A 26,415-nucleotide genomic window follows, 5' to 3' on the forward strand; every position below is an offset into this window, starting at 1 on the left:
AAATAGGAATACATCATGCAAAGGGGGAAGTTACATGCACCACAGAAATGTTCCTTACCAGCAGCCACCTTATCCGTACTTCGCTGAACATTACCATAGCCCCTATCCATATACTCCCATGAATGCTGGATATCCAGCAACTCAACCGACGCCATTCGAAATGTATGCCAAGCCTAAACAGCCATCGATGCCAGACCCATATGCTAAGAATCATCATATACCAGGCCAGCCATCAGGAACGAACAATCTTCTCCACTATTTTCAGGATGATAATGGTGAACTTGATGTTGGAAAAATGATGGCAGCAGCAGGGCAGGCAGCCAAGACGGCCCAGCAATTAGCACCGGTTGTGAAGGAAGTGCAATCCATTATGAAATATATGAACCCCGGCGGCAGGCAATAAGGTTTTCGATAGTCTATTTTTACCGGACTTTTTAACAACCTTTTATGGTTGTCATAATGAACCTGTGGAAAGGGAAAACCAATGTATATCGATCAGTTAAGGAGAATGGATATGACAGGATGTTTGTTAATACATGGATATACTGGTGGACCACATGAAGTTGAACCCCTGGCAGCATACCTGCGGGAGCATACGGACTGGGATGTGGAAGTACCAACGCTTCCTGGCCATGGCGTGAATCTTGAACTGGATAATGTGACACATACAGCCTGGCTTGCCGCAGCTGAGGATGCATTGAAGAACATGCAGGAAAAGGCTGATAAACTGTATCTGATTGGTTTTTCCATGGGTGGAATGATTGCTGCATACCTGGCATCCAGGCATGACATTGATAAATTGGTGCTTCTCGCTCCGGCCAGGAAATACCTGTCATTTCGGCAAATGGCGAGGGAAGTGAGGGGCGCAGTAGTGGACGGGTTCAAAGGAAAAATCGATAGAAATCCTTTCTTTCAGCATTATAAAAGCAAATGGCTGTCTATTCCATTTAAAGCAAACCTCGAGTTTTTCAGGCTAGTAAATTTTACACGCAGACACCTTCCCAAGGTGCGGGCACCTGTATTAATAGCTCAAGGACAGCAGGACATGATGGTGCCATATAAAACGGCCCTCCATCTGGACAAAGAAATTACATCCGAACAAAAGCAAGTCGTGCTGTTTGATGAATCCAGACACCTGATTTGTCTTGGTGATGATAAAGATACGCTGAATGACATGGTCTATCAGTTCCTGACGGTGAGCGATACCAAGTAAAAAGGGGGAGGTGTCACAACTGTTGACACGCTCCTCTTTCTTTTATTGCTTATCGAGGTTGTTCAAAAAGTCCGGTAAAAATGACACATCGAATTTCTTCGTTGGCTTGTTTCTCCGCTCCTTGGAAAAGAAATACGCTTTTCCTGCGTGCGATGCGGGTTCAGGGAAGCATTCCTTGTGCTCATGTATCTAAACACATACATTCCGCTCCTTGGGAAAGAAGAACACTTTCCCTGCGTGCGATGCAGTTCAGGGTAGCTTTACTTATGCTCGAAACTACGCCGCCTCGAAATTCTCGGTCCTTTTTATCCTCCTTTTTGAACACGAACCTATCCTTCTAATCCTTGAAAAAGGAAATGACCAGTCCGCCTTCCCCGGCATAAGTGGAAATTAACGGCCCCATCTCTGCAAGATATGCTTCTTTAAAGGCATATCTGTCTTTAATGGATTCAAGTACCTTTTCTGCCCGCTCTTCAGCATTGCAGTGTGACATAACAATGATCTTGTCTTTCGTGTTTGTTGTCCATTCCCCAATCTGTTCCACAAATCGCCGGATTGCTTTCCTATCACCGCGCGCTTTTTCAGCTACTTCAATCGTTCCTTCATTACTGGCTTGCAGCAGCAGCTTAATGTTCAGTGTTTTAGCAATCGTGCCTTTCACTTTGTCCAGACGTCCGCCGAGAATCAGGTTCTCTAATGTTTTCAGAACAAATAGTGTGGCAGTCTGTTCGACACGTTCGTGCAAATGGCTGACGAGTTCCTGGTACGAGTAGCCTTCATCCAGTTTGGCCTTTGTTTCCGCCAAAAGCAAGGCAATACCACAGGATGCTGTTTTCGTGTTAATAACCTCAATTTCTCGTCCGGGTTCTTCCTCGAGTAGCATTTCCTTGGCAGCGACAGCATTTTCAAATGTGCTGCTAAGGCCTTTTGTCAGGCTCAGCATAATGATCGGGATGTCCGGATCAGCTTGTTTATAGGCTTCATAAAAGTCGTTTGGACTTGGTGCAGAAGATCGTGGGAGTTCCTCTGTTTCAGCCAATTTCTGATGAAAGGTTTCCGCATCAATGGTTACTCCTGTCTTGTACTGCTGATTTGGGAAATGCAAATATAGCGGAACAACGGTCACGTCCAGTGCACTCCGGAGGCGCTTGGGAATGTCCGCACCCCCGTCAGTCATTAATTGAATTCGCATGGCCTCACCCAATTCCTTATTAGAGGTTGTTCAAAAAGTCCGGTTTATCCGCCTTTTTGAACACGCACTATTATTGGTTTCATTATAACAGCTTTACATGAGTTCCGATAAATTTTTACGTTTTTCCGTTGCGGGCTCGCTTTTTCGATAAGGTTACATTCCGTTTCTTTGTTGTACTCATGATAAACAAAAATAAGCCAAAGAGCACAATGGTACCACCGAGCCACTGGGACCATGTAATGGTTTCACCCAGTATAAAGTATGCCAGGATGGATGCCCCAACAGGTTCAAACACGATCCCCATGGAAATGGTTGCCGTACTCAGCCACTTCAGTGCCCAATTAAACAACGTATGGCCAAAGAACGTCGGGAAAATAGCAAGTCCAAGAAAGACGAGCCAGTGATCAGCAGGATAGCCGAAAAATGGATTTTGCCCAATCAGGTTATAAAGAATAAGTGTTATCGAACTTATGCCGTACACAACAAATGTATACGTCATTAAAGACAAGCGTTTCCTTACTTGCTGTCCCATAAGAAAATAACCAGTGACTAAGACCGCTCCCAAAAGTGCAAGCATATCACCGAATAGCGCGACTCCGCTAACCTGAAAGTCACCCCAGCTGATAATGACACTGCCTAAGAGTGCAATGACCATACTAATGATCGCCCCGTACGAGAATCGTTCCTGAAAGAACAAGTAAGTCCCTAAAAAGGCGAATATCGGCTGCAGGGTAACAAGCACCACAGAGCTTGCTACAGATGTATAATTCAGGGATTCGAACCAGACAATAAAATGGAACGCAAGGAAAATACCCGCCAATGCCGATAGTAGCCAATCTTTTCTTTCGATGAATTGGAATTCATGCCGGTGTTTCAGCAGAACAATCGGTGCCATTAGTATAACGGCAATTAGCAGCCGGTAATTTGCAATAATTGCTGCGGGTGCCTGATCGGCAAGCTTGACGAGAACCGCTGATGTCGAAACAGCGATAACACCAGTTACAACCGCCAGATATGGATTGAACGGAGGGATTCGCATCACACATCCTCCTTTGCCACGTTTTTATGCAATCTTGTTCATTCTATCATGCTTAATTTGAAAAATCATATGAGAAGTAGTGGATATTCCGCAAATGAATGTGTTAAGATAAAATAGCTGTTATTTTATGGATGAGATTTCATGATAAGGGGCCTTTTCCAATCATTTGGGAAGCCTTTTTTTAAAAAAGAAACAATGAAAAATTTGATGGAATTTCTAAGCTGGATGAAGCCGGCAGCTGATTCCACATGACCGGGTACCTGCCATCCGATCAAGGGAAACGGCATTTTTATAAATACGGCACGAATAATAAAGGATTTTGAAGAAGGAGTAGAGTAACAAGGTGACAACATTTAATGAACTGAACATATCACAACCCATCATGAAGGCATTGGAGAATATGGGATTTGAGGAAGCGACGCCAATCCAGGCGGAAACAATACCACTCGCTATGGAAGGCAACGATGTCATCGGCCAGGCACAGACAGGTACTGGAAAGACCGCTGCATTCGGCATTCCGATGCTGGAAAAAGTCGACGCCAGCCAAAAGAAAATTCAAGGATTGGTCGTTGCGCCGACGAGGGAGCTGGCTATTCAGGTTGCTGAAGAAATCAACCGTCTTGGGAAAGGCAAAGGTATCCGTACGATTTCGGTGTTTGGCGGCCAGCATATGGAACGGCAGATTAAAGCCCTGAAAGATGGCCCACAAATCGTGGTGGCAACGCCGGGGCGATTGCTCGACCACATGCGCAGAAAGACGATAAATACCGGGAATATCGAGACAACCGTGCTGGATGAAGCTGATGAAATGCTGAACATGGGCTTCATCGACGACATTCGTGATATCCTGAAGAACATTCCGGCGGACAAGCAGACACTCTTGTTTTCAGCCACAATGCCAAAGGAAATCCGCGATATCGCAACAAACCTGATGAACACTCCGAAAGAAGTTAAAGTGAAAGCAAAGGAAATGACGGTCGAGAATATCGATCAGCACTTTATTGAGATTCCGGAAAAGCATAAGTTTGATACACTGACAAACCATCTCGATATTTATGCACCGACATTGGCTATCGTGTTCGCCCGAACGAAAAAACGCGTGGACGAAATAACGGACGGACTGCAGACGAGAGGTTTCCGTGCAGAAGGGATTCATGGGGACTTAACGCAAGGAAAGCGTATGTCTGTATTGAACAAATTCAAAAATAACCGTGTCGATGTGCTGGTCGCGACCGATGTAGCTGCACGCGGACTGGACATTTCCGGTGTGACTCATGTGTATAACTTTGATATCCCTCAGGACCCGGAAAGTTATGTGCACCGGATTGGCCGGACAGGAAGAGCTGGGCGCGCCGGCGAAGCTATCTCGTTCATTACACCAAGAGAGATGGCTCATTTGCACTTGATTGAAAAAGTGACGAAAAGCAAGATGAAACGCATGGTGCCACCGACATATCAGGAAGCAAGACGAGGACAGCAGCAGGCAGCTGCCGATAAACTGCGTAAAACGATCGACAAAAAAGACTTGCAGGAATACCATGAAACCGCAAGTGAACTGCTGCAGGATTATGATTCGGTTACAGCGGTTGCTGCTGCACTGAAAATGCTGACCAAAGAGCGGCGCAATGCACCTGTGAATATTTCATCTGCACAGCCGATCAGTGTGAAAAAAGCACAGCGCTCCAGAGATAATAAAGGACGTTCAGGCAACAAGAAGTTTTATGGCAATCGCGGGCAAGGTGGACCGAAACAAGGCGGCCGCAACCAAGGTGGACGCAACCGCAAAGGAAACTATCAGAAACGGCGTAATAATCGTAAACCAAACAGCTGAGAAAAGGCTCCTTGTGGAAAGGAGCTTTTTTAGTTTTCTTCAAAAGTCGTTTCCCTAAGTACATGTAATCATTGCTGAAACTTTGGTATGATGAGTTCGTATAAGGGAGAGGGGAGACAGCATACTGTATAAGTGCAACTAAGCTCACGCCTAAGGCATAGCGATAAGCCAAGTTTTCTTAAAAAGGGGGAAGTATGGTGCGACAGCCACCGGTTAATCGAATTGCAGATGATGCCATTAAGGCATGGAAGATAACGGCTGCGATTGCCGCCGGAGTGCTCTGGTTCATAACCATCGCACTCTTTGTATTTGCATATTTGCTTGATTTTACTTATTGGATTGGCGCAGCAGGGATCTTGATAAGTGCGTTATGCACTTATTTGTTTGTTTTTTTGCTGCCGAAGTTGCGCTGGAGAAGGTGGCGCTACGAAGTATTTGAACAGGAGATTTATATCCAGCACGGGATATTAATTGTATCCCGGACACTCGTCCCGATGATCCGCGTGCAGCATGTGGATACCAAACAGGGACCAATCTTAAAAAATTATAAGCTGGCGAGTGTTCAGATTTCTACTGCAGCAACAACGCATGAAATTCCTGCATTGCTTGAAGAGGATGCGTCGGAACTCAGGGACAGAATTTCAGCACTGGCAAGGGTGGATGAGGATGATGTTTGAGGCGAAACGTTTACACCCGGCAGCGATTCTTTTTAATCTGATTAAAACGGTCCGTGAATTCCTGTTTGCCATTATCATTGGCTTCATTACGTTTCGGGATGATTCACTGCTTTATTTTGTCTTGATTACGTCAGGTTTTCTGATTATTTTTATAGCAGCAAGTATTTTGACATGGTATCGGTATTCATACCGGATTGAGGATGACGAACTGCGCATTGAATATGGCGTGTTTATTCGAAAAAAACGCTATATTTCCAAGAACCGCATTCAGTCGATTGATTTAACATCAGGTGTGATTCACCGGATCTTTGGTTTAACGAAGGTACAGATTGAAACAGCTGGGACAGGGACAAGTGCGGAAGCATCGCTCAGTGCAGTCACATTGGCAGAAGGGGAAGCACTAAGAGAAGAATTGAAAACGGGCGGAACGAAGCAGACGTACGATGAAAACACAACGGATGAACCGGCCGAACAGACAAAGCCATCCACCACTATAAGTTTTAAGCGGTTGTTTATCGCAGGAACCACATCAGGCAGTGTTGGAGTGATTTTTGCATTGGCAGCGGCTGGCTTTTCTGAACTGGAGCAATTTATTCCGGATTCCTTTTATGATAATACGCTGGAATGGGCTATCGGATTAGGAATCGTTATTTTAATTGTGATGGGTATTGTTGCGCTTTTATTGCTCTGGCTACTCGGGATTGCCGGTACGATGATCAAATACGGCAATTTCACCATTACAAAGAGCGATGATGAATTATTTATTACCCGCGGCCTTCTGGAGAAAAAACAATTAACGATCCCGTTAAAAAGGATCCAGGCAGTTGGCATTCAGGAAAATATCATCCGTCAGCCGCTTGGTCATGTGACCGTGTTTGCGGAAATAGCAGGAGGGTCCATGGATAAAGGGGAAGATTTTTCATCGATTCTTTTCCCGATTATGAAACGGGATGAGGTGGAGGTTTTTTTGGAAACATTTTTGCCGGATTATGCCGGGATCCAGCATGAATTGACCCCCTTACCAAAACGGGCCCGTAAGTTTTATATCTTTCGGACGTCCATCCTTTTCCTGGCATTGACAGTTGCAAGTGGGTTCTTGATTCCTCAGTTTATTTGGATACCGCTCGTATTACTGGCGGGAAGTATTGTGCTTGGGATTATGCGTCATCGAGATGGTGGTTTTTACCGGAATGGTGAACAGTTAACGATAAGGCATCGTTCGTTCAGCCGGAATACAATTATGATGTATCATAAACGAATCCAGGCCTTTGAGAAGAAACAACACAAACTGCAGGTACAACAACAGCTGGCAACGATGCGACTGTCCATTATTGGGAGGATGGGAACCGGTACACACTTTGCCATCAAGGACTTGGAAGAATCGCATACAGATGAACTGGCAGACTGGTATTCGTACCGAGATTAAAGATGGAAAGGGTTGAAATATAACGAAAATCATCCACATGGAAGCCGAATGATGACTGGAACATTTTCGTATGATGTTGGGTAAGCCGTAAATACCGCTGCGGGAAAATATTTCGTTGGTTTAGGTGAAAGCCAATTATAGTACAAAGGCTGTTTTTTTAAAGCTGCCTTTTGCGTCACTTCAGAGAAAGAAACTGCGACACAACTTGAAGAAATGGTTTAGTTCCCATGACACCGCTCCGGAAATACACTCCGCTTTCCGCGGGTGACCCGTGAGCCTCCTCGAACTCCGTTCTGCGGGGTCTCACATAGGCCACTGTTCCCGCAGGAGTCTCCGTGTATTTCCTCCGCTGGTTTTGTGCTATTCGACTTCTTACCATTGTTGCTGCTAACGCACTGGTTGATTGGAGCGGAGAGCAGTCGACTCCTGCGGGAAAAGCAACAGCTGAAGATCCCGCAGGAAGCGTTTTTTGCTTCCGAGGAAGCTGAAGCGTTGTCCGCGGAAAAGAAGACACTACGAAAGCGAACGAAGAGAGCTTGAGTAGATGTCGCGCTTATGCCCTGGGGTAAAAGCGACTGCCCGGAGCGGAAATCCCCTTACCGAAGTGTCGCAATTTATATCAACTGTGCAATAAAGTTTACGAAAAGGGCCAACAAGAAAAATCCGAACTGATTTCATATCTTACGGAAAGATGTGAAATCATCGTTCGGATTTTTCGTTGCCTAATATTTTTTCCAGCTTCTTTACTTTAAAATATCCGACCAAATAGTCCAAGCACCACGAGTATACCGAGGATGATCCAAAGGCTGTATTTAAACATGTTTTTGTTCCGCTGTTTTTTCTGCCAGCGGTTGGGGTCGAACTGGATAGAACGGTTGTCATGATGGTGACTCCGGAGCCATGGCATATACGGACGGGCGTTGGTCAGTACGGCAGGTGCCAGCAGGAAGCCGCCAAGAAAGCCAAAAACGTGCGCATATATGTTGATTCCAGGCCTGAGGAAGGTCATGACAAGGCCGATAATGAAAATGGTCATAATAATCTGGGAGCTGGACTGATCAATCAGCTGTTTTCGGAAAGCGACCATGAAAACATAAATGCCGAATAAGCCGTAAATGGCTCCTGATGCACCAACGTGCGCATAAATAGCCGGCCCGAGTAAAAAGGTGGCGATATTGCCGACGAGTCCAGCGCCCACATAGGCGAAGATGAATTTCCATTTACCAAGCATCTGTTCCAGAGCAGGTCCGAATAGCACAAGGGCAAACGAATTGAACAAGGCATGCATAAGGCCGGCATGCAAGAAAATAGATGTCAGCAAGCGCCAATACTCGCCCTGGCTAATGTAGAAGTTCACCCCTTTTCCCCAGTTTTCAATAAAACTACCTAACGGTGTCTGTAAAAAACCAGTCAATAGCCAGAGTCCAAGATGGATAATAATCAGCCAGGAAACAACCGGATAAAGATGCATGAATTCCTTTATACTTCGTTCATTCCGCACAAACATGGGCACTTCTCCTTTACCAGTACATATAGAATCAGGTATCCTATCGTCAAACGCTTTATTTTTGATTTGCGATTACTATTAGCTTACTAAAAATACTTTCAACAATGATAACAATATGCATTGGCCTGCAGAAAGGTTTGGGAAAAGATGATAACAGGCATTGGGATGGACATAATTGAATTGGAGCGGATTGCTGGCAGCATCAAACGAAACAGCCGTTTTCCTGACCGGATCCTGACAAGCGGGGAAAAAGAACAGTTTTTGACGCTGGGAAATGACCATCGGCGGACAGAGTTTCTTGCTGGAAGGTTTGCCGCCAAGGAGGCGTTTGCTAAAGCATGCGGTCAGGGCATCGGTTCGATAAGTTTTCAGGATATTGAAGTCATACGAAACCAGAACGGGGCGCCTGAGCTCCGCGTGAACGGCTACGAACATGCGAACTTATTTGTATCGATTACACACAGCCGGGATTATGCAGCAGCACAGGTTGTAATAGAAGTGAGGAACTGACAAGCAGTTTTTGCATATCCGACAGGGTTGTCTCATATATTCTAGTGCGGGTAGGAGGAAATAGCGTGTATATTGTCACCGCAGAAGAAATGTACGATATGGATCATGGTGCCATGAACAAGGTTGGAATGGACGGAAAGCTTTTGATGGAAAACGCAGGACGGGCTATTGCCGCTGTCATAAAGGAGCGCGTGGGAAAAACAGCCCGCATCCGGATTCTTGCAGGCGGCGGAAACAATGGCGGTGATGGCTTTGTCATTGGCAGGACATTGATAAACGACGGCTACGATACAAAAGTTGTACAGGTTGTGCCTGATGAAAAGATCACCGGTGACGCACTGTACCATAAGCAGCTGTTTGTGCGCTGCGGTGGGGAAGTTCCAGTGATGTCATCAGCTGATGAAGTCGGGTTGACGGTGCGGGGTGCGGATACCGTTGTTGATGCAATCGCAGGCATTGGTTTGAAAGGAAGGCTTCGTGAGCCACTAGCTTCCATTGTTGCTGCAGTAAACAAGGAAGCTTCCTATGTCATCTCTGTTGACATACCTTCAGGACTGCCGGCAAATGAAGGTATAGATGATTTTTATGCCATACGGGCAAATGAAACCGTGTTTACTGGTTTTCCGAAGCAGAGCGTTTTTCTGGAGCACACAGCGCCTTATTATGGCGAATGGCAAGTCGTTTCTTTCGGCCTGCCGTCTGTCCTGACAGCAAATGGTGCCAAACGCCAAATGTGGACGGAAGAAGAGTTCAAGAAGAGCATGCCGGAAAGGTCGAGGTATTCCCATAAAGGAAGCCATGGAAAAGGGCTTGCTATAGGCGGAAGCTTGGAGATGCCCGGGTCGATAGCAATGACTGTCAGTGCAGCATTGCGGACGGGAGCTGGACTGGTTACAGCTGCAACCGCGAAAAGTGCTATCCCGGTGGTCGCCTCCCAATGCATGGAAGCAACGTATCTGGTACTTGAGGAAACAGATGGCTTTATCAGCAGTGATCAGCCAATTTCGTTTGCTGATTATGATGCAGTGGTGATGGGGATGGGCATGGGACGCCATCATGCGGCCCAGCATCTCATCCGGAATGCGTTGGAGAGCGCAGCATGTCCGCTAATTGTGGATGCGGATGGCCTCTATCATTTGAAAGCACTGCCTGCTTTACTGAAAAAGCGGACAGCACCTGTTGTTGTGACCCCTCATCCCGGCGAAATGGCCATGCTATTGGATATAAGCGTGCCGGAACTGCTGCAAAAGCCATTTGCATGCGCCAAAATGTTTGCCGAAGAATATGGCGTCTATGTCGTGCTGAAGGGGCCATTTACCATCATTACGAGTCCGCATGGCCAGCAGACGGTAACGCAAACCGGGAATAAAGGACTTGCAAAGGGTGGAAGCGGTGATGTGCTGTCAGGGGTCATTCTGGCCATGATGATGCAGGAGCAGTCCATTATGGAGGCACTGAGCAATGCTAGTTTTGTCCACGGTCAAGCTGCCGACATGCTTGTGGCGAATACGCATTCTGTCTATGATTTAATGGCATCTGATCTTTTGTATGGCATTCCAAAGGTCTTTCGTACATGTATGAAACATTCGTGACAATAGCCTATTTCCCTTGGGTGAAACACTCGCAATATGTGTGATACGAGACAGGGGAGACATGTCCATGAAAAAAATGTTTAGCATCTGGGTCGTCATTGTCTTAGGCTTTGTCACTTTGCTTGCTGCCTGTGGAGAGCAGTCCAAGGAAGATGTGATCGGCAAGCTGGAGTCGAACCTGGAGTCAATGGATGGCTATAAAGCAAAGGCCGTTATGACGATGAATACGGGACAGGAAGATCAGAAGTATAATATAGACGTCTGGCATAAAAAGAAAGATTTTTACCGCGTTGAATTGACAAACGAACAGGATGAAAAAGGGAGCCAGATCATCCTGAAGAATGAAGAAGGGGTGTTCGTTCTTTCACCGGCATTGAATAAAAGTTTCAAATTCCAGAAAGAATGGCCGGAAAATGGCAGCCAGCCATACCTCTATCAATCGCTGGTGAACGACATTGTGAAAGACAACGAGGCAACGTTCACGGTCAGTGATAAGCATTATATTTTTGAAACGGAAACCAATTATCAAAGCAACAACAATTTGCCGACCCAGGAAATTTACTTTGATAAAGATACCTACACACCAGTGAAAGTGAAAGTGCTTGATAAGGATCAGAATGCGCTGGTGCAGGTGAACTTTTCAGATTTTAATACAGACCCCACTTTTAAAGACGATGACTTTGCGATGGAAAAGAATATGAAGAGTAACGCTGCACAAGAGACCCTATCAGGCAAAGGAGAAGAAGATCCATTCAAGATTGTTTATCCGCTTGAAATGGTCGGTTCTGAACTGGTAGAAGAAAAGGAAGTTAACACGGACAACGGGAAGCGTGTGATTATGTCGTTTTCCGGTGAGAAGGAATTCACACTAGTTGAAGAGAAGCTCGATGAAATCCCTGCCACTACGTCACCACAGATGGTAGATGGAGACATTGTGAACCTTGGCCATTCAGTTGGCGTTTTGTCGGATAATACGATTGAGTGGACTGATAACGGCATGAACTTCATGCTGGCAAGTGAAGAGCTGACCAAGGAAGAACTGATTAACGTTGCAAAATCCGTTCAAGGCAAAGAAGTGAAGTAAATGATGTATTGCAAGCAGACTCATATGAGAGGGGGTCTGCTTTTTATTTTTCTCATTTTCAGATAAAATAGGGTCCAAAGGATAAGGGGAAGGGGTTTTTGCAATGGGGAGCAGCATGTATCGTGACACATGGGCTGAAGTTGATTTAGCGGCTATTGGGCATAATATCAAGCAAATGAGGGGAAAACTGCCGGACAGCAGTGCTGTTATCGCAGTGGTGAAAGCTGATGCGTACGGGCACGGGGTAGTGGAAGTTGCCAATAAAGCACTGGAATCCGGGGTGGAAATGCTTGCTGTAGCATTGCTGGAAGAAGCGCTGACATTACGTGAGGCGAATATTACAGCCCCGGTATTGGTGTTTGGCCGGGTTGCACCGGAAGATGTTTGGGTTGCTGCCGAAAATGATATTACACTGACTTTCTTTCAAAAAGAATGGCTGCAGGAAGTGAAAAAATATTCTTTGCCATCCCCACTGAAGGTGCATATGAAATGGGACACCGGAATGGGCCGTATCGGCATCCGCACAACTGATGAACTTACTGGGCTTCTGGATGAATTGCGCGGCAGTGAGACAATTATAATGACGGGCGTGTATACTCATTTTGCTACGGCTGATGATGAAGAATTCGCTTATTTGGAGAAGCAATGGGACAGATTTAAAAGCATGCTGGAAGTATTCCGGTTACACTGGGATGCACCTGTCGCCGTTCACATCGCAAATAGTGCCACATCCATCCGCTATCCCGAAAAAATATATGATTACATCCGGTTTGGAATTTCGATGTATGGCCTTTACCCGTCGGACGTCTTAAAGGAAGAGCACGAAATCGATTTGCAACCTGCTTTTTCGCTGCACAGCCGGCTTATTCATGTCAAAAAGCTGGATCCCGGCGAGTCCATCAGTTATGGTGCAACATATACGACGGCAGATAGCGAATGGATTGGGACCATCCCTATCGGATATGCCGACGGGTGGGTTCGCAAACTGCAGGGAGCGGACGTGCTTATTGACGGCAAAAGAGTGCCTATTGTCGGAAGAATATGCATGGATCAGACAATGATCCAGCTTGACAAGGAATATTCTGTTGGGACAAAAGTTACATTGATTGGGAGACAGGGCAATGAAGAGGTGGAAACAGATGAAATTGCCACACATCTGGAAACAATCAATTATGAAATTCCGTGTATGATAGCCGGCCGTGTCCCGAGGATTTATAAAGGGAAGTGACTTGCGGGAAAGATACAAAGGGGAAACTTGTTCCTTTGTCTATAATTTTTCCGCTAAGTCAGCATAATAATGGCAGTTGTTCCATAAATATAATGGCAGGGGAAAATTTTGTTTAAAGAGGTTGTTCAAAAAGTCCGGTAAAAATGACATCGAATTTCTTCGTTGGCTTGTTTCTCCGCTCCTTGGAAAAGAAAACCGCTTTTCCTGCGTGTGATGCAGATTCGGTGAAGCATTACTTGTGCTCATGTATCTAATTCATACATTCTGCTCCTTGGGAAAGAAGAACACTTTCCCTTCGTGCGATGCAGCTCAGGGTAGCTTTACTTATGCTCGAAACTACGCCGCCTTGAAATTCTCGGTCCTTTTTATCCTCCTTTTTGAACACGCATTTAAACAGGTAGGTCAGTCTATGCTTTTTCTGAAATTTATCTGATAAGCCTTTGCAAACGAATTGCTACAGTGATATCATGAAAAAGAATGTAAAAATGACCGTCAAAAGTTGTCGGAGGTGCATGGTTTTGTCAGAGAGCTTACAGGAAATTTCAGTACGTTTACCAAAAAACCTGCTGAACGAGGTGGATGGACTCATGAAGTATGAAAATAGCGATTTGAGCGATTTCATATGCCAGGCTACAAAAAACTACTTGGAGCATAAGAAAGAGGAGCATATCCGGCAGTTCCGTGAATCGATGCAGCAAGGCTATATGGAAATGGCCAATATCAACCTTACAATTGCCTCAGAGGCATTTCAGGCTGAAGAAGAAGCCGAAAAAAATACTTTGCAGCGCTCAGTGATCGGGGTGTAAGGCACGTGATCGTTCAACGAGGCGAAGTATATTTCGCCGACTTATCCCCTGTAGTGGGATCAGAACAGGGAGGCATCCGCCCAGTATTGATCCTGCAGAATGATATCGGTAACCGGTTCAGCCCAACGGTGATTGTAGCCGCGATAACTGCTCAGATTCAGAAGGCCAAACTCCCGACACATGTGGAGATCAATGCGAAGAAGTATGGTTTCGACCGCAATTCGGTCATATTGCTGGAGCAAATCAGAACACTGGATAAGCAGCGGCTGACCGATAAGATAACCAAATTGGACAGTAACATGATGGGAAAGATTGATAGAGCACTGGAGATTAGTCTAGGATTAAAAGAAATGTATGATCAATAGGTGATGCCCCCTTCCAGGAAGCAGGGGTTTTACTGGACTTTTTGAACAACCCCTTGAAAGGCCTCTTTCAGAATGTGTTTGCCGGACAGGCAAGCATGGTTAAGGGAGGCTTTTTTTTGTGGGGTCCTCACCCGGTGGAGCAGTCGGATTTTGACGATAACAATCGAAACTTCGTATATTTCATGATAAAATAGCAGCAATAATAGGAAATACAATTAAATAAACTGGTGGCGTTTGGGGGGCGGACGATGGATACAAAATTTAAGAAAATTGTGCTGGAGAACAGTGATACGATTGTCCAGAAATGGCTGGATGAAATTGATGCCAAGAAGCGTGGCAACTACAGTGCAAGTATATCGAATGAACTGTTTGAAAGTACGAATAGAGAATTTGTCAATATTATTTTCAGTAGTATTAAAGATCAGGGCAAAACCAAAAATTTAAAAGAGTTTGCGGAGAAACTGATTAATCTTGGTTGGAAGGTCAGTTACATAACAGATGGTCTGCAGGTATTCAGACGTGTGACCATCGACTTCATTCTCAGTCAGTCCGAGAAAATTGACACGAACTATATTTCTCAGCTGCTGGAGAGCGTTGATGGCTGGGTGGAACCGGTTATTCGCCAGCTTGTCAATGAGTATTCCGGCAACTGGGAAAATATTGTGTCACTGCAGCGGGTGGCCCTCCAGGAATTGTCGGCCCCGCTGATTCCGGTTATCGATAACATTACGGTTATGCCGCTCATTGGGACGATTGATACGGAGCGTGCCAAACTGATTATGGAAGGTTTGCTTGACGGGGTTATCAAGCATAACTCTGAAGTGGTGCTGATTGATATCACCGGTGTACCTGTTGTGGACACGATGGTTGCACACCACATCATTCAGGCAGCTGAAGCGGTCCGCCTAATTGGAGCGACATGCATCCTTGTGGGCATCCGTCCGGAAATTGCACAGACGATTGTAAACCTTGGCATTGACCTTGGTAAATTTCCGACCAAAAGCTCACTTCGGAAAGGATTTATCAAAGCGCTTGAAATGACCGGACGCCGGATTGTTGACTCCGGGAAGAAAGATGAGGCGATTGAAGAGATGATAGATTCCCTTGGTGGAGAGTGATAGAATGCGGATACCTATTTTAAAACTGCACAATTATTTGTTGATTTCAATCCAAACCGAGATGGATGACAATACAGCAATACAGTTTCAGGAAGATCTGTTAGATAAAATTCACCAAACCGGTGCATCCGGAGTAGTCATTGATTTAACATCCGTTGAAATCATTGATTCCTTTATTGCAAAGGTTCTTGGTGATGTCGTCAAGATGTCAGATCTGATGGGGGCAAAGGTAGTATTGACAGGAATCCAGCCGGCAGTTGCTGTGACATTGATTGATCTGGGTATCCATTTACAGGATTTCCCAACTGCTTTAGATTTAGAGCAAGGACTGCTCAAGCTGCGCCAGGAATTGGGGGAATGACGATGGACCTCCAATCCTGTGTTACAATCGAAAAAGAGTGGGATATCGTCAAGGCACGCCAGCTTGGCCGTGAAGTCGCCCAGGAAGCGGGGTTCGGGACAGTCGACCAGGCGAGAATAGCTACTGCGATATCCGAGCTTGCTCGCAATATTTATTTGTATACCAACAGTGGGAAATTATGCTTTGAAATCATTGATAATGTTGAGCAAAAAGGTATTAGCATGCTATCGATTGATGATGGCCCAGGAATAGAGGACATCAGTCAGGTGATGGAGGATGGCTATTCCACATCCGGCGGACTCGGGGCCGGGCTTCCAGGTGTGAAGCGGCTCGTGGACCAATTTGATATCCAATCAGAAAAAGGCAAGGGCACTGAAATCAGGGCTGTAAAATGGGCCAGATAAGAAAATAATACAGCAGGAGGGAGAACATGTGTTAGGCACACCTCCCTTCTGCTGTTTCAAAATAGGGGGAGGTAAGCTGTATGGGAACCCTTAAGCCTGACGCGGCCAACTATCAAAGTTTATTGAGGCATTATATAGCAAAACAAGACGAACATTCACTGTATGGAGCTGAACAAATCAGTAAACATTTTATTAAAAATAATGTGCCGCCCGAAGAAATTGTCAATCTGCACAATCAGGCACTGTCGGCACTCTACCCGGACCTGCCGGAGCATATCCAGCATTCCATGAAATTTCTCCTGGAAACGATGATTTCCTATGGTATTGCACATCAGGAGTATCATACACTGCGGGAACAGCAATCGGAAATTAAGTCGGAAATTGCGGTGGCAGCCAATATGCAGGATACGCTGCTGGCAACGACAAAACCTGTCATTGATGGCTTGGATATCGGTGCGGTCAGTGTACCTGCTCATCAGATGAGTGGCGATTACCACCACTTTGTAACTGGAGAGGATGGTTCCCTCGGAATCGCCGTTGCAGATGTGATTGGAAAGGGCATCCCAGCTGCGTTGTGCATGTCGATGATTAAATATTCCATGGACAGTCTGCCGGAAGGAACAATGCGCCCGCAAAGCATATTGAAAAAACTAAATCGTGTGGTTGAACGAAATGTGGACGCAAGTATGTTCATTACGATGTTCTATGCACAATATTTTCCGAAAAGCGGTAAAATCCTTTATTCTTCTGCAGGCCATGAACCCGGTTTTTACTATAACGCGAAAGAAAACACATTTGAAGAAATAAAAGCAAAAGGTCTGGTGCTCGGGGTGAACCCGGATACAGAATATCGTCAGTATGAACGGATACTTCATCAGGGAGATATGGTTATCCTGCTGACAGATGGTGTGACGGAGTGCAGACAGGGCGAGCGTTTTATTGAAAATAAAGAAGTGCTAGATGTCATTGCAACGTTTTCGCACTTAGAGGCACAGGAAATGGTCAACAAGGTATATAAACATTTTGAACGACTGCAAGACTTCCAGCTGCGTGATGACTTTACATTGATCGTTCTGAAGAAATAGGTTTAACAGCAGGCTGTCCGGGGTATAGTTTTTTGCCTTGTACCGAGATGGAAAGAGTTCTTTAGAGGTTGTTCAAAAAGTCCGGTAAAAATGACACATCGAATTTCTTCGTTGGCTTGTTTCTCCGCTCCTTGGGAAAGAAGAACACTTTCCCTGCGTGCGAGTGAACCTAGCCTGCCGGTCCTTTTTATCCTCCTTTTTGAACACGCGCCTTAACTGATTTCATGGGAGGAATCTTAAATGGATTTAACGATTGATGTGATCGCTGATAATAAAAAATCTACTGTGAGACTGTCAGGGGAAATTGATGCATATACTGCCCCGCAGCTGAAAGAAAAGTTACTGCCGCTGACGAAAACCAAGGGACATCAGACGGTTGTTGATTTAAAAGATGTAGGATACATGGACAGTACGGGATTGGGCATTTTCATCAGTGCCTTAAAGTCCACGAAGGAGAATAACAGCAGTATACGGTTAGTAAATTTGCAAGATCGTGTTTCAAGGGTGTTTAACATTACAGGTCTTGATGAAGTATTTACTATTGATACTGTAATCCAAGGTGGGAATGAGTAATGGAAGACTTTGACTTTATTGAAATGAAGGTTCCTGCTAGAGCAGAATATGTAGGAATTGTTCGTTTGAGCATATCTGGGATTGCCAACCGCATCGGCTTTACATGTGAGGATATTGAAGATTTAAAGGTTGCTGTTTCCGAGGCGATAACCAATGCAGTGGATCACGCCTATCAGGAAATTGATGGTGAGGTTTCGGTCGGTTTTGGTGTGTATGAAGATCGCCTGGAGGTTATGGTGGCTGATCATGGCGGCAGTTTTGACTTAAACGAGGTAAAAGGGGGTATAGGTCCCTACCAGGGCTCGGAATCTGTTGAGGATTTGCGCGAAGGCGGATTTGGTCTTTTCCTGATTGATGCGTTAATGGATCGGGTAGAGATCAATAACAACCATGGCGTTATTGTTCTGATGACGAAGTACCTTCACGAAACTGAGGTGGGCCTTGATGACGACCAGATCTCAACAACACAGTAGCAATCAGGATGAAATATATGAATGGATTGAACAGCTGCAGCGCAACCCCGAACAGGAAGAAGTCCAGGAAAAAATTGTGTTGGCCTATACGGATTTAGTCGAATCCATTGCCAGAAAGTACTCCAAGAACAGCAGCATACATGAGGATCTGAAGCAAGTCGGTATGATTGGACTGATTGCTGCGGTAAGAAGATACGACCCATCATATGGGAAATCATTTGAATCATTTGCGATACCCACTGTTGTAGGAGAAATAAAACGGTACATCCGTGATAAAACATGGAGTGTACACGTTCCAAGACGCATTAAGGAACTGGGACCGAAAATAAAAAAAGCTATTGATGATCTGACGTCGAAAAACCAAGTTTCACCGACCGTTACGGAAATAGCGAACTACTTGAATGTGCCGGAAGAAGATATACTGGAGACAATGGAGATGGGCAAGAGTTATAAAGCACTGTCTGTGGATCGGAAGCTGGAAGCGGACTCTGACGGCAGTACTGTTGCCATATTGGATTTAATAGGCAGTAACGAAAATGGCTTTGAAAATGCTGACCAGCGCATGCTTCTAGAAAAAATTCTGCCGGTATTATCGGAACGGGAGCAGAGGATTTTGCGGTGCACCTATTTTGAAGGCATGAGCCAGAAGGAGACCGGTGAACACCTTGGCATTTCCCAGATGCATGTGTCACGATTGCAGCGCCGTTCACTGCGTAAACTTCGTGAGGCGCTGAATTCTGAGAGTACGGAGGTTCTTGATTGAGTAGCAGGCAAAACAAGGTGCAGGCGGCCGTTTATCAACAACCAAAGTCTGGGCAGTATCAGTGCGGGGACAGTTATTTTTACACTGAAACAGAAAACGAATTTATCTGCGTACTGGCAGACGGTCTTGGAAGTGGTGAGCAGGCAAAGGAATCCTCGGAAATTGTGATAAATATTATTAGGGATAATATCCATACAACCGTAGAACAATTGATTGAGCAGTGTAACCGTCAGCTTTCCGGCAAACGTGGTGCGGTGATCGGAATTTTAAAGATCGACTTTTCCGCGCGACGCTATACCTTTTCCTCTATTGGTAACATCGGCGTTTTAGCCATCTCTGAAAATGGCAGGAAAAAGCGCAACATACCGAATCCCGGCTACCTTGCGGGCTACCATCGGCCGTTCAAGATTGTCTCCGATAAACTCGATCCTGTCATGAATTTCATTCTCTTTTCGGATGGCGTCCGTGACAAGGATCTCTCCCAATATTTTTTGCTGGGACGGGATGTGGAGCAAGTGGTGGAATGCTATAAAGCATATAGGAATGGGCAGAAAAGAGAAGATGATACCACACTGATTGCCATCCATTATCAGGAGTGAAGACCGGCACCCGATCACCGGTCTTTTTTCATTCTATGTCTTTTTTGGTAAAATAAAGATAAGTGGAAAAGCTGGTTACGGTTGGATGGCAGAAATTATCCGTTTTCGCAGCTTTTTAAATTACCGCTATATAGGGAGGAACCAATGGTGTCTCATGAACTTGAACAATGGGTGGCGAAGGAAGCAGATGTCCGTCAGGCTGCCGTACATAAAGTAATTACATTATTGAATGGGGGCAATACGGTCCCTTTTATTGCCCGCTATCGAAAAGAAGAAACAGGCGGGCTTGACGAAGTGCAGCTCAAACTGATTCAGGATAAATGGCAGTATGCTGTCAACCTTGCCGAACGCAAAGAAGAAGTAATCCGTCTTATTGACGAGCAGGGGAAACTAACCGATGAATTGAAACAAGAAATTAACGCGGCATCACAATTGCAGCGGGTGGAGGATCTATACCGTCCATATAAGCAAAAACGACGTACAAGGGCCACCAAAGCGAAGGAAAAAGGACTGGAGCCATTGGCCGTCCTCGTTTGGGAGCAGGAAACGCCAAACATTGCAGCTGAGGCTGAAGCATACTTGTCTGAGGAACAGGGCGTTGACACGGTGGACGATGCACTTGCAGGCGTGAACGATATTATCGCAGAGTGGGTTTCGGATGAGCCGAAATTCCGTACATACATACGTGAGGAAACATTCAAACGTGGAACGATGCACTCAGAGGCAAAAAATGCTGAAAAAGATGAAAAACGCGTATACGAGATGTACTATGATTATGATGAAACTGTACGGTCCATTGTTTCACACCGTATTTTAGCGCTCAACCGTGGTGAAAAAGAAGGAGTTCTGAAAGTCACAGTGGAGCCGCCTGCTGAACGTATCCTGGAATATTTGGAGAAAAAAGTCATCCATAATCGTGCCAATCAGGATACGTCCAACATTTTGCAGGAGGCAGTGAAAGATAGCTATAAACGGCTGCTCCAGCCTTCGATTGACCGGGAAATCCGTAATAGTCTAACAGAAAAAGCGGAAGAACAGGCAATTGAAGTTTTTTCCGAGAATCTGAGGAATTTGCTTTTGCAGCCACCGTTAAAAGGGAAAATGGTGCTTGGTGTGGACCCTGCGTATCGGACTGGGTGTAAGCTTGCCGCGGTGGATGAAACCGGAAAAGTAAAAGATATTGGTGTCATCTATCCAACCGCACCGAAACATGATACGGCCGGGGCTGAGAAAAAAGTACTGGACTTTATCAGTCGGTTTGGTATTGAATTGATTGCGATTGGAAATGGAACAGCATCAAGGGAAACGGAGCAGTTCATATCTGATGTGATTGGCCGGAATAAACTGGCTATCTCTTATATTATTGTCAACGAAGCAGGTGCAAGTGTCTACTCAGCGTCTAAACTGGCCCGAGAGGAATTTCCGGATTTGCAGGTGGAAGAACGGAGCGCGGCATCGATTGCACGCAGAGTACAGGATCCGCTGGCAGAACTGGTGAAAATTGATCCGAAATCAATCGGTGTCGGACAATATCAGCATGATGTCAGCCAGAAGGCACTCAATGATTCCTTGACCTTTGTTGTTGAAACTGCCGTCAACCAGGTTGGGGTGAATGTTAATACCGCATCCCCGTCCCTGCTGCAGTATGTTGCAGGCCTCAGTAAAACTGTTGCATCGAATGTCGTAACCAAGCGCAATGAAACGAGAAAATTCACAACCCGTAAACAGTTAAAAGACGTTCCGCGTTTAGGTTCGAAAACATATGAGCAGGCAATTGGCTTTCTGCGTATACTGGAAGGGGAAAACCCGCTCGATCGGACCCCCATTCACCCGGAAAGCTATGCGTATGCCGAGGAGCTCCTGAAAAGGCTAGACTGTTCGGCTGATGATATCGGAAGCAGTAAATTGCGTGAACAGCTTAAAACGGTAGACATAGGGGATATGGCGGACGAACTTGACATTGGAAAACCAACACTTGACGATATAGCAGCCGCACTTGGAAGACCGGAGCGGGATCCGCGTGACGACTTGCCAAAACCATTGCTGAAGCAAAATGTCATGAGTCTGGATGATTTGAAACCAGGGATGGAAATGCAGGGAACGGTGCGCAATGTTGTCGATTTTGGCGTGTTTGTGGATATCGGTGTGAAAGAGGATGGACTCGTCCATATTTCCAAAATGGCCAATAAATTCGTAAAGCACCCGATGGACATCACGTCCGTTGGTGATGTTGTGACTGTCTGGGTGGAAAACGTTGATACTGAAAAAGGGCGGATTGCACTGACGATGGTTGGGAACGAAGGCTAACATTGTTATGCATAAGGAAAGCCAAACTATGGCTGGGTATAAAAAAGCTGATGATCATTTTAGATCATCAGCTTTTCATTTAAATGATTAATTTTATACGGTTTTAATACTTTCTGGAACGGATAATCCTAATTCTTCAGCGACCCGCTCTCCCCATTCAGGATCAGCTTTATAGAAATGCTCGATTTGACGCAATTTAATGTCATCACGTGTAACCTGCCGCATATGATCAGCAAAGTTTTTGACGAGACGAGATTTCTCATCTTCGCTCATCAGGCGATAAAGGTCACCCGGCTGTGTATAATGATCTTCACTGTCATAGGCTACACTATCCGCAACACCTTCTAATTCAAATGAGGTGCTTTTTGATGCCGGATCTTCAACTGGCCCATCGATGGAGTTTGGTTCGTAAACTGGCCGTCCGCCACCGTTGCCATTAACAGCCATATAGCCATCACGCTGATAATGGTTTACTTCTACTTTTGGACGATTAACCGGAATTTGCTGGTGGTTGACGCCTAAACGGTAACGCTGGGTATCAGAATAACTGAATAGACGGCCCTGCAGCATTTTATCCGGTGATGTTTCAATTCCCGGGACCAGATTAGCTGGTGAAAGCGCAGACTGCTCAACATCAGCAAAATGATTCTCAGGATTACGGTTCAATACCATTTTCCCAACTTCGATACGAGGATAGTCTTTTTTGGATACTGTTTTGGTTACATCAAAGATATCCCATTTATACGTTTTGTAATCTTCGTAAGGAATAATTTGAACGTATAGTGTCCAGGAAGGATAGTCCCCATTTTCAATGGCATTGTACAAATCTTCCCGATGATAATCCGGCTGTTTACCGGCAAGCTCGTCGGCCACATCAACATCCAGGCCTTTAACACCCTGGTCACTGATGAAGCTGTAGGTTATCCAGAAAGCTTCACCTTGATCATTTACCCATTTGTAGGTATGGCTTCCATAACCATTCATGTGACGGAAAGTTGCAGGAATCCCACGGTCGCCATGCAAATATGTGATTTGATGAAGTGACTCTGGTGATAATGACCAGAAATCCCAGACCGCATCTTTATCTTTTAACCCTGTGCGCGGATTACGTTTCTGTGTATGAATAAAATCAGGGAACTTAATAGCATCACGGACAAAGAAAACAGGTGTGTTGTTGCCAACTAGGTCATAGTTTCCTTCATCAGTGTAGAATTTCAAAGCAAATCCACGTGGATCTCGTTCTGTATCAGCAGATCCCAGTTCGCCGGCAACCGTTGAAAAGCGGGCGAACATTTCTGTGCGTTTTCCTTTTTCACTAAGGAAATCGGCTTTTGTATATTTGGAAATCTCATCGTTCGTTACTTCGAAATACCCGAATGCGCCTGCGCCCTTAGCATGAACAACGCGTTCAGGAATACGTTCTCTGTCAAAGTGAGCCATTTTTTCCAGAAAGTGAACATCTTGAATGAGAGTAGGACCTCTTTGGCCGGCCGTCATTGAATTCTGGTTATCTCCAACAGGAGCGCCAGACGCCGTCGTCATTCGTTTCTTTTCGTTACCCACTATCTAAACACCTCTCCTTGAATGATATGTTTTGTACACTTTCTATTATAATACAAATCTATTTAAAATCAATATTTAATTATAATAATTTTAAATAGATGGTTGCTGGTGTATCCTGATTGACATACGTGGTACTATAAAGAGAGTATATGTACAGCCAAGAGTGATATATATGAAGAAACTGGATGAAAAAGAACTGAATGAACGGATAAACACTTTATCACTGCAATTTTTCCATAAACCCTTCCGTGATAAAGCGGTTTTCAATCACCGGCTCCGAACAACTGGTGGCCGATATATTCCCGCTAAAAGGATCATTGAGGTGAATCCTAGATATGCTGTGGAATTTGATGAAGCTGAACTGAACGGCATTCTGAAACATGAATTGTGCCATTATCACCTTCATATAGAAGGAAAGGGTTATAAACATGGGGACAGGGATTTCAAGGAACTATTACAGAAGACAGGCTCCCCCAGACACTGCAGGCCATTGCCCTCAGAGGAAAAGCGGCCAAAACACACGTACCGGTGCAAACAATGCGGCCATGTGTATGAACGTGTACGCAGAATCAACTTGAAAAAGTATAGATGCGGCCGATGTAAAGGGGAATTGGTATACGAAAAGGGTTTTTAGAATAATTACATTGCCGTGCCTGGCATAGAAGGAAATACCGCACGGCCGTGTCCATGAAAAATGTTTATCCTTGTGGATGAAGATTGCATATTGACGAATTTCTATTTCCATGTTAAATTATACAAGCCGTTGCGAAATGGAAGGCTAGCTCGGAAAAACACTTTAAAAATTCTTCTGCAAAACTTATTGACACGACGGAATAATTATTGTATTATATTCTTCGTCGCGTTAATATGGCGGCTACGATGATACGGTGATTCATTTGAAGTAAATGAGTGTGACTATCATTAAAAACATATGCAACATGATGAGTGAAAACAGTTGCTTATATTACCTTAATACTGATTTAAATCATTCCACAGTAGCTCAGTGGTAGAGCTATCGGCTGTTAACCGATCGGTCGCAGGTTCGAATCCTGCCTGTGGAGCCATATGGAGAAGTACTCAAGTGGCTGAAGAGGCGCCCCTGCTAAGGGTGTAGGCCGTTTCAGACGGCGCGAGGGTTCGAATCCCTCCTTCTCCGCCATTATATGGCCCGTTGGTCAAGTGGTTAAGACACCGCCCTTTCACGGCGGTAACACGGGTTCGAATCCCGTACGGGTCATATTCATTTTATCCTTGGTTTGGGTCCGGTAGTTCAGTTGGTTAGAATGCCTGCCTGTCACGCAGGAGGTCGCGGGTTCGAGTCCCGTCCGGACCGCCATTATTGGGCTATAGCCAAGCGGTAAGGCATCGGGTTTTGATCCCGTGATTCCCAGGTTCGAATCCTGGTAGCCCAGTTGCCTTTATAACAATGTTTTTGATAATGTTTGCAACTTTAGAATTTCAAATAGGAGCCATTAGCTCAGCTGGCAGAGCATCTGACTTTTAATCAGAGGGTCGGAGGTTCGAATCCTCCATGGCTCATCAAAGAAGTTGTGGTCGGATTCTTACCTTTTGGTTCTCCTTGTTTCTTATTTAGTATCAAAGGAAACAAGGAATGGCTGAAAGCGTCGGAATCCTCCATGGCTCCATCAATTCTATGCGGATGTGGCGGAATTGGCAGACGCGCTAGACCCAGGATCTAGTGTCATTGTGACGTGAGGGTTCGAGTCCCTCCATCCGCACTCATATTATTGCTGTGATCTTCACGGCATATTATTTTTCTATATGCGGTCGTGGCGGAATGGCAGACGCGCTAGGTTGAGGGCCTAGTGGGGTTTCCCCGTGGAGGTTCAAGTCCTCTCGGCCGCATTGAAAAAAGTATTGACGTTCAAAACTCTGCGTGTTATATTAGTTCTTGTCGCTTTAAAGCGCCCGTAGCTCAATTGGACAGAGCGTTTGACTACGGATCAAGAGGTTAGGGGTTCGACTCCTCTCGGGCGCACCAACTTAACGGGAAGTAGCTCAGTTTGGCAGAGCACATGGTTTGGGACCATGGGGTCGCAGGTTCGAATCCTGTCTTCCCGACCATCGGATTGCTATGGTGTTATATATTTTGTGGGTTAGTTTAGTGGTAAAACCTCAGCCACAGCAACACATCTACCGAATACGCTACGAGTTGCGAGGACCTTAGGCTTCACTGAGTTGACTGGCATCGCGACGAGCATGATTGGTTCGTGAATAAAAAATAGAGTTATTTTAATTACTGCGCGGGTGTAGTTTAGTGGTAAAACCTCAGCCTTCCAAGCTGATGTCGTGGGTTCGATTCCCATCACCCGCTCCATTTAGGGGCCTGTAGCTCAGTTGGTCAGAGCGCACGCCTGATAAGCGTGAGGTCGGTGGTTCGAGTCCACCCAGGCCCACTTTGCTCCTTGAAAACTGAACAAAACAGCCAGTATGACAAAACAGATGTCAAAGGTTGGAAGTCAGATGCTTATGCATCCGGCTATAACTCCAGCCCCGCGATGTCAAATTGCAAGCTGAGATAATAGATGGAACCGATCGGTGTCGGTTCATCGCGACGGATCTGAGAAGTGGAGTAATCTGCTTTTCGGATTACCGCTCCAACTTTTTTGGCAAACAAGAATATACAAATATTCTTGTTTGCACAAGTGTAACTACACTTTTGAAAGAACCAAAAGTGA

General features: G+C 45.3%; 26 protein-coding genes and 12 tRNA genes. 33 read left to right on the forward strand and 5 right to left on the reverse strand.

All coding sequences use genetic code 11. From position 1 onward, the window contains the following. Positions 1–34 precede the first annotated feature (34 nt). Together ACFSUO_RS03885 and ACFSUO_RS03890 are read left to right on the forward strand one after the other, a co-directional pair. Entirely contained in the window at positions 35–403 is a 369-nt protein-coding gene (locus ACFSUO_RS03885; protein WP_382391283.1) for a YppG family protein, read from the forward strand. Between the two features lie 111 nt (positions 404–514). After that, positions 515–1,213, forward strand: a complete 699-nt coding sequence (locus ACFSUO_RS03890; RefSeq protein WP_382391285.1) for an alpha/beta hydrolase — start codon at positions 515–517, stop codon at positions 1,211–1,213. A 337-nt stretch (positions 1,214–1,550) separates the two neighbouring features. Here the strand turns inward: ACFSUO_RS03890 and ACFSUO_RS03895 are convergent, their stop codons facing one another. Then, entirely contained in the window at positions 1,551–2,405 is an 855-nt protein-coding gene (locus ACFSUO_RS03895) for a DegV family protein (RefSeq protein ID WP_382391337.1), read from the reverse strand. Positions 2,406–2,520: 115 nt separating this feature from the next. Then, a complete protein-coding gene (locus ACFSUO_RS03900) occupies positions 2,521–3,444 on the reverse strand; it encodes a DMT family transporter (protein ID WP_382391287.1) in 924 nt (307 codons plus the stop codon). Between the two features lie 343 nt (positions 3,445–3,787). On the opposite strand from ACFSUO_RS03900, the gene ACFSUO_RS03905 reads away from it, so the two are divergent. The 3 genes from ACFSUO_RS03905 (at position 3,788) to ACFSUO_RS03915 (ending at position 7,378) form a co-directional block, all read left to right on the forward strand. Then, a complete protein-coding gene (locus ACFSUO_RS03905; RefSeq protein WP_382391289.1) occupies positions 3,788–5,275 on the forward strand; it encodes a DEAD/DEAH box helicase in 1,488 nt (495 codons plus the stop codon). Positions 5,276–5,472: 197 nt separating this feature from the next. Then, positions 5,473–5,952 carry a PH domain-containing protein gene (locus ACFSUO_RS03910; RefSeq protein ID WP_382391291.1) on the forward strand — a complete coding sequence of 160 codons (480 nt, stop codon included), beginning with the start codon at positions 5,473–5,475 and terminating at the stop codon, positions 5,950–5,952. Further along, complete coding sequence (locus ACFSUO_RS03915) at positions 5,945–7,378, forward strand: PH domain-containing protein (RefSeq protein WP_382391293.1); 1,434 nt, start codon at positions 5,945–5,947, stop codon at positions 7,376–7,378. The genes ACFSUO_RS03910 and ACFSUO_RS03915 overlap by 8 nt, the downstream gene beginning before the upstream one ends. A gap of 748 nt (positions 7,379–8,126) precedes the next feature. On the opposite strand, the gene ACFSUO_RS03920 is transcribed toward ACFSUO_RS03915, so the two are convergent. Continuing rightward, on the reverse strand, positions 8,127–8,885 hold the full coding sequence (locus ACFSUO_RS03920) for a rhomboid family intramembrane serine protease (RefSeq protein WP_382391295.1): 759 nt from the start codon (positions 8,883–8,885) through the stop codon (positions 8,127–8,129). A 147-nt stretch (positions 8,886–9,032) separates the two neighbouring features. Here ACFSUO_RS03920 and acpS point away from each other — a divergent pair, with 147 nt between their 5' ends. The 15 genes from acpS to ACFSUO_RS03995 all read left to right on the forward strand — a co-directional run bounded on the left by acpS (position 9,033) and on the right by ACFSUO_RS03995 (position 22,153). After that, the gene (gene acpS, locus ACFSUO_RS03925; RefSeq protein WP_382391297.1) at positions 9,033–9,395 is read left to right on the forward strand and encodes a holo-ACP synthase; all 363 of its coding nucleotides are present in this window, start codon (positions 9,033–9,035) and stop codon (positions 9,393–9,395) included. Between the two features lie 65 nt (positions 9,396–9,460). Continuing rightward, entirely contained in the window at positions 9,461–10,987 is a 1,527-nt protein-coding gene (locus tag ACFSUO_RS03930; RefSeq protein WP_382391299.1) for an NAD(P)H-hydrate dehydratase, read from the forward strand. A 67-nt stretch (positions 10,988–11,054) separates the two neighbouring features. Continuing rightward, positions 11,055–12,071, forward strand: a complete 1,017-nt coding sequence (locus ACFSUO_RS03935; RefSeq protein WP_382391301.1) for a LolA family protein — start codon at positions 11,055–11,057, stop codon at positions 12,069–12,071. A 103-nt stretch (positions 12,072–12,174) separates the two neighbouring features. Next, positions 12,175–13,299 carry an alanine racemase gene (gene alr / locus ACFSUO_RS03940; RefSeq protein ID WP_382391303.1) on the forward strand — a complete coding sequence of 375 codons (1,125 nt, stop codon included), beginning with the start codon at positions 12,175–12,177 and terminating at the stop codon, positions 13,297–13,299. Between the two features lie 518 nt (positions 13,300–13,817). Further along, a complete protein-coding gene (locus ACFSUO_RS03945; RefSeq protein ID WP_129677518.1) occupies positions 13,818–14,105 on the forward strand; it encodes a CopG family ribbon-helix-helix protein in 288 nt (95 codons plus the stop codon). A 5-nt stretch (positions 14,106–14,110) separates the two neighbouring features. Beyond that, a complete protein-coding gene (locus tag ACFSUO_RS03950; RefSeq protein ID WP_382391305.1) occupies positions 14,111–14,470 on the forward strand; it encodes a type II toxin-antitoxin system PemK/MazF family toxin in 360 nt (119 codons plus the stop codon). A gap of 248 nt (positions 14,471–14,718) precedes the next feature. Further along, on the forward strand, positions 14,719–15,588 hold the full coding sequence (locus ACFSUO_RS03955; protein WP_382391307.1) for an RsbT co-antagonist protein RsbRA: 870 nt from the start codon (positions 14,719–14,721) through the stop codon (positions 15,586–15,588). A 4-nt stretch (positions 15,589–15,592) separates the two neighbouring features. After that, positions 15,593–15,949: an STAS domain-containing protein gene (locus ACFSUO_RS03960; protein WP_382391309.1), complete on the forward strand. Its 357-nt coding sequence runs from the start codon at positions 15,593–15,595 to the stop codon at positions 15,947–15,949. Between the two features lie 2 nt (positions 15,950–15,951). Next, positions 15,952–16,353 carry an anti-sigma regulatory factor gene (locus ACFSUO_RS03965; protein ID WP_382391311.1) on the forward strand — a complete coding sequence of 134 codons (402 nt, stop codon included), beginning with the start codon at positions 15,952–15,954 and terminating at the stop codon, positions 16,351–16,353. A gap of 80 nt (positions 16,354–16,433) precedes the next feature. After that, positions 16,434–17,438 carry a PP2C family protein-serine/threonine phosphatase gene (locus tag ACFSUO_RS03970; RefSeq protein ID WP_382391313.1) on the forward strand — a complete coding sequence of 335 codons (1,005 nt, stop codon included), beginning with the start codon at positions 16,434–16,436 and terminating at the stop codon, positions 17,436–17,438. A gap of 240 nt (positions 17,439–17,678) precedes the next feature. Then, positions 17,679–18,011: an STAS domain-containing protein gene (locus ACFSUO_RS03975; RefSeq protein ID WP_382391315.1), complete on the forward strand. Its 333-nt coding sequence runs from the start codon at positions 17,679–17,681 to the stop codon at positions 18,009–18,011. After that, entirely contained in the window at positions 18,011–18,484 is a 474-nt protein-coding gene (gene rsbW / locus ACFSUO_RS03980) for an anti-sigma B factor RsbW (RefSeq protein ID WP_382391317.1), read from the forward strand. The genes ACFSUO_RS03975 and rsbW overlap by 1 nt, the downstream gene beginning before the upstream one ends. Then, positions 18,456–19,247 (forward strand): RNA polymerase sigma factor SigB, encoded by a 792-nt coding sequence (gene sigB, locus ACFSUO_RS03985; RefSeq protein WP_382391319.1) that lies wholly within the window; start codon positions 18,456–18,458, stop codon positions 19,245–19,247. Before rsbW ends, sigB begins: the two co-directional genes overlap by 29 nt. Then, on the forward strand, positions 19,244–19,846 hold the full coding sequence (locus ACFSUO_RS03990) for a SpoIIE family protein phosphatase (protein ID WP_382391321.1): 603 nt from the start codon (positions 19,244–19,246) through the stop codon (positions 19,844–19,846). The genes sigB and ACFSUO_RS03990 overlap by 4 nt, the downstream gene beginning before the upstream one ends. 144 nt (positions 19,847–19,990) lie before the next feature. After that, a complete protein-coding gene (locus ACFSUO_RS03995) occupies positions 19,991–22,153 on the forward strand; it encodes a Tex family protein (protein WP_382391323.1) in 2,163 nt (720 codons plus the stop codon). 93 nt (positions 22,154–22,246) lie between these two features. Here ACFSUO_RS03995 and ACFSUO_RS04000 read toward each other — a convergent pair whose 3' ends face one another. Further along, the gene (locus ACFSUO_RS04000; protein WP_382391339.1) at positions 22,247–23,695 is read right to left on the reverse strand and encodes a catalase; all 1,449 of its coding nucleotides are present in this window, start codon (positions 23,693–23,695) and stop codon (positions 22,247–22,249) included. A 193-nt stretch (positions 23,696–23,888) separates the two neighbouring features. On the opposite strand from ACFSUO_RS04000, the gene ACFSUO_RS04005 reads away from it, so the two are divergent. The 13 genes from ACFSUO_RS04005 to ACFSUO_RS04065 all read left to right on the forward strand — a co-directional run bounded on the left by ACFSUO_RS04005 (position 23,889) and on the right by ACFSUO_RS04065 (position 26,133). Further along, complete coding sequence (locus tag ACFSUO_RS04005; RefSeq protein ID WP_382391325.1) at positions 23,889–24,350, forward strand: SprT family protein; 462 nt, start codon at positions 23,889–23,891, stop codon at positions 24,348–24,350. Between the two features lie 355 nt (positions 24,351–24,705). After that, a tRNA-Asn gene (locus ACFSUO_RS04010) sits at positions 24,706–24,780 on the forward strand. Positions 24,781–24,783: 3 nt separating this feature from the next. Then, a tRNA-Ser gene (locus ACFSUO_RS04015) sits at positions 24,784–24,875 on the forward strand. Positions 24,876–24,881: 6 nt separating this feature from the next. Further along, positions 24,882–24,953 (forward strand) — tRNA-Glu (locus ACFSUO_RS04020). A gap of 22 nt (positions 24,954–24,975) precedes the next feature. Continuing rightward, positions 24,976–25,052: transfer RNA gene (locus tag ACFSUO_RS04025), tRNA-Asp, on the forward strand. A 4-nt stretch (positions 25,053–25,056) separates the two neighbouring features. Further along, positions 25,057–25,128, forward strand: a tRNA-Gln gene (locus ACFSUO_RS04030). 54 nt (positions 25,129–25,182) lie between these two features. Then, positions 25,183–25,255: transfer RNA gene (locus ACFSUO_RS04035), tRNA-Lys, on the forward strand. A 117-nt stretch (positions 25,256–25,372) separates the two neighbouring features. After that, positions 25,373–25,455, forward strand: a tRNA-Leu gene (locus tag ACFSUO_RS04040). A gap of 45 nt (positions 25,456–25,500) precedes the next feature. Next, positions 25,501–25,582 (forward strand) — tRNA-Leu (locus ACFSUO_RS04045). A gap of 59 nt (positions 25,583–25,641) precedes the next feature. After that, a tRNA-Arg gene (locus ACFSUO_RS04050) sits at positions 25,642–25,718 on the forward strand. Positions 25,719–25,724: 6 nt separating this feature from the next. After that, a tRNA-Pro gene (locus ACFSUO_RS04055) sits at positions 25,725–25,801 on the forward strand. 179 nt (positions 25,802–25,980) lie between these two features. Further along, positions 25,981–26,054, forward strand: a tRNA-Gly gene (locus ACFSUO_RS04060). A 5-nt stretch (positions 26,055–26,059) separates the two neighbouring features. Beyond that, positions 26,060–26,133: transfer RNA gene (locus ACFSUO_RS04065), tRNA-Ile, on the forward strand. 83 nt (positions 26,134–26,216) lie between these two features. Here the strand turns inward: ACFSUO_RS04065 and ACFSUO_RS04070 are convergent. Continuing rightward, on the reverse strand, positions 26,217–26,415 hold a 199-nt coding region (locus tag ACFSUO_RS04070), incomplete at its 5' end, for a hypothetical protein (protein WP_382391327.1).

Origin of the sequence: Lentibacillus juripiscarius, assembly GCF_042685205.1 — a bacterium.
GTDB classification, from domain to species: domain Bacteria; phylum Bacillota; class Bacilli; order Bacillales; family Amphibacillaceae; genus Lentibacillus; species Lentibacillus juripiscarius.

What these genes read in the sequence shown, in the direction of transcription:
- ACFSUO_RS03895 (WP_382391337.1), bottom strand. Translation starts at nt 2,405, where the DNA reads ATGCGAATTCAATTAATGACTGACGGGGGTGCGGACATTCCCAAGCGC.
- ACFSUO_RS03900 (WP_382391287.1), bottom strand. Translation starts at nt 3,444, where the DNA reads ATGCGAATCCCTCCGTTCAATCCATATCTGGCGGTTGTAACTGGTGTT.
- sigB (WP_382391319.1), top strand. Translation starts at nt 18,456, where the DNA reads ATGACGACCAGATCTCAACAACACAGTAGCAATCAGGATGAAATATAT.
- ACFSUO_RS03935 (WP_382391301.1), top strand. Translation starts at nt 11,055, where the DNA reads ATGAAAAAAATGTTTAGCATCTGGGTCGTCATTGTCTTAGGCTTTGTC.
- ACFSUO_RS03955 (WP_382391307.1), top strand. Translation starts at nt 14,719, where the DNA reads ATGGATACAAAATTTAAGAAAATTGTGCTGGAGAACAGTGATACGATT.
- ACFSUO_RS03885 (WP_382391283.1), top strand. Translation starts at nt 35, where the DNA reads ATGCACCACAGAAATGTTCCTTACCAGCAGCCACCTTATCCGTACTTC.
- ACFSUO_RS03975 (WP_382391315.1), top strand. Translation starts at nt 17,679, where the DNA reads ATGGATTTAACGATTGATGTGATCGCTGATAATAAAAAATCTACTGTG.
- ACFSUO_RS04000 (WP_382391339.1), bottom strand. Translation starts at nt 23,695, where the DNA reads ATGACGACGGCGTCTGGCGCTCCTGTTGGAGATAACCAGAATTCAATG.
- ACFSUO_RS04005 (WP_382391325.1), top strand. Translation starts at nt 23,889, where the DNA reads ATGAAGAAACTGGATGAAAAAGAACTGAATGAACGGATAAACACTTTA.
- alr (WP_382391303.1), top strand. Translation starts at nt 12,175, where the DNA reads ATGGGGAGCAGCATGTATCGTGACACATGGGCTGAAGTTGATTTAGCG.
- ACFSUO_RS03965 (WP_382391311.1), top strand. Translation starts at nt 15,952, where the DNA reads ATGGACCTCCAATCCTGTGTTACAATCGAAAAAGAGTGGGATATCGTC.
- ACFSUO_RS03890 (WP_382391285.1), top strand. Translation starts at nt 515, where the DNA reads ATGACAGGATGTTTGTTAATACATGGATATACTGGTGGACCACATGAA.
- ACFSUO_RS03920 (WP_382391295.1), bottom strand. Translation starts at nt 8,885, where the DNA reads ATGTTTGTGCGGAATGAACGAAGTATAAAGGAATTCATGCATCTTTAT.
- ACFSUO_RS03915 (WP_382391293.1), top strand. Translation starts at nt 5,945, where the DNA reads ATGTTTGAGGCGAAACGTTTACACCCGGCAGCGATTCTTTTTAATCTG.
- ACFSUO_RS03970 (WP_382391313.1), top strand. Translation starts at nt 16,434, where the DNA reads ATGGGAACCCTTAAGCCTGACGCGGCCAACTATCAAAGTTTATTGAGG.
- ACFSUO_RS03995 (WP_382391323.1), top strand. Translation starts at nt 19,991, where the DNA reads ATGGTGTCTCATGAACTTGAACAATGGGTGGCGAAGGAAGCAGATGTC.
- ACFSUO_RS03960 (WP_382391309.1), top strand. Translation starts at nt 15,593, where the DNA reads ATGCGGATACCTATTTTAAAACTGCACAATTATTTGTTGATTTCAATC.
- acpS (WP_382391297.1), top strand. Translation starts at nt 9,033, where the DNA reads ATGATAACAGGCATTGGGATGGACATAATTGAATTGGAGCGGATTGCT.
- rsbW (WP_382391317.1), top strand. Translation starts at nt 18,011, where the DNA reads ATGGAAGACTTTGACTTTATTGAAATGAAGGTTCCTGCTAGAGCAGAA.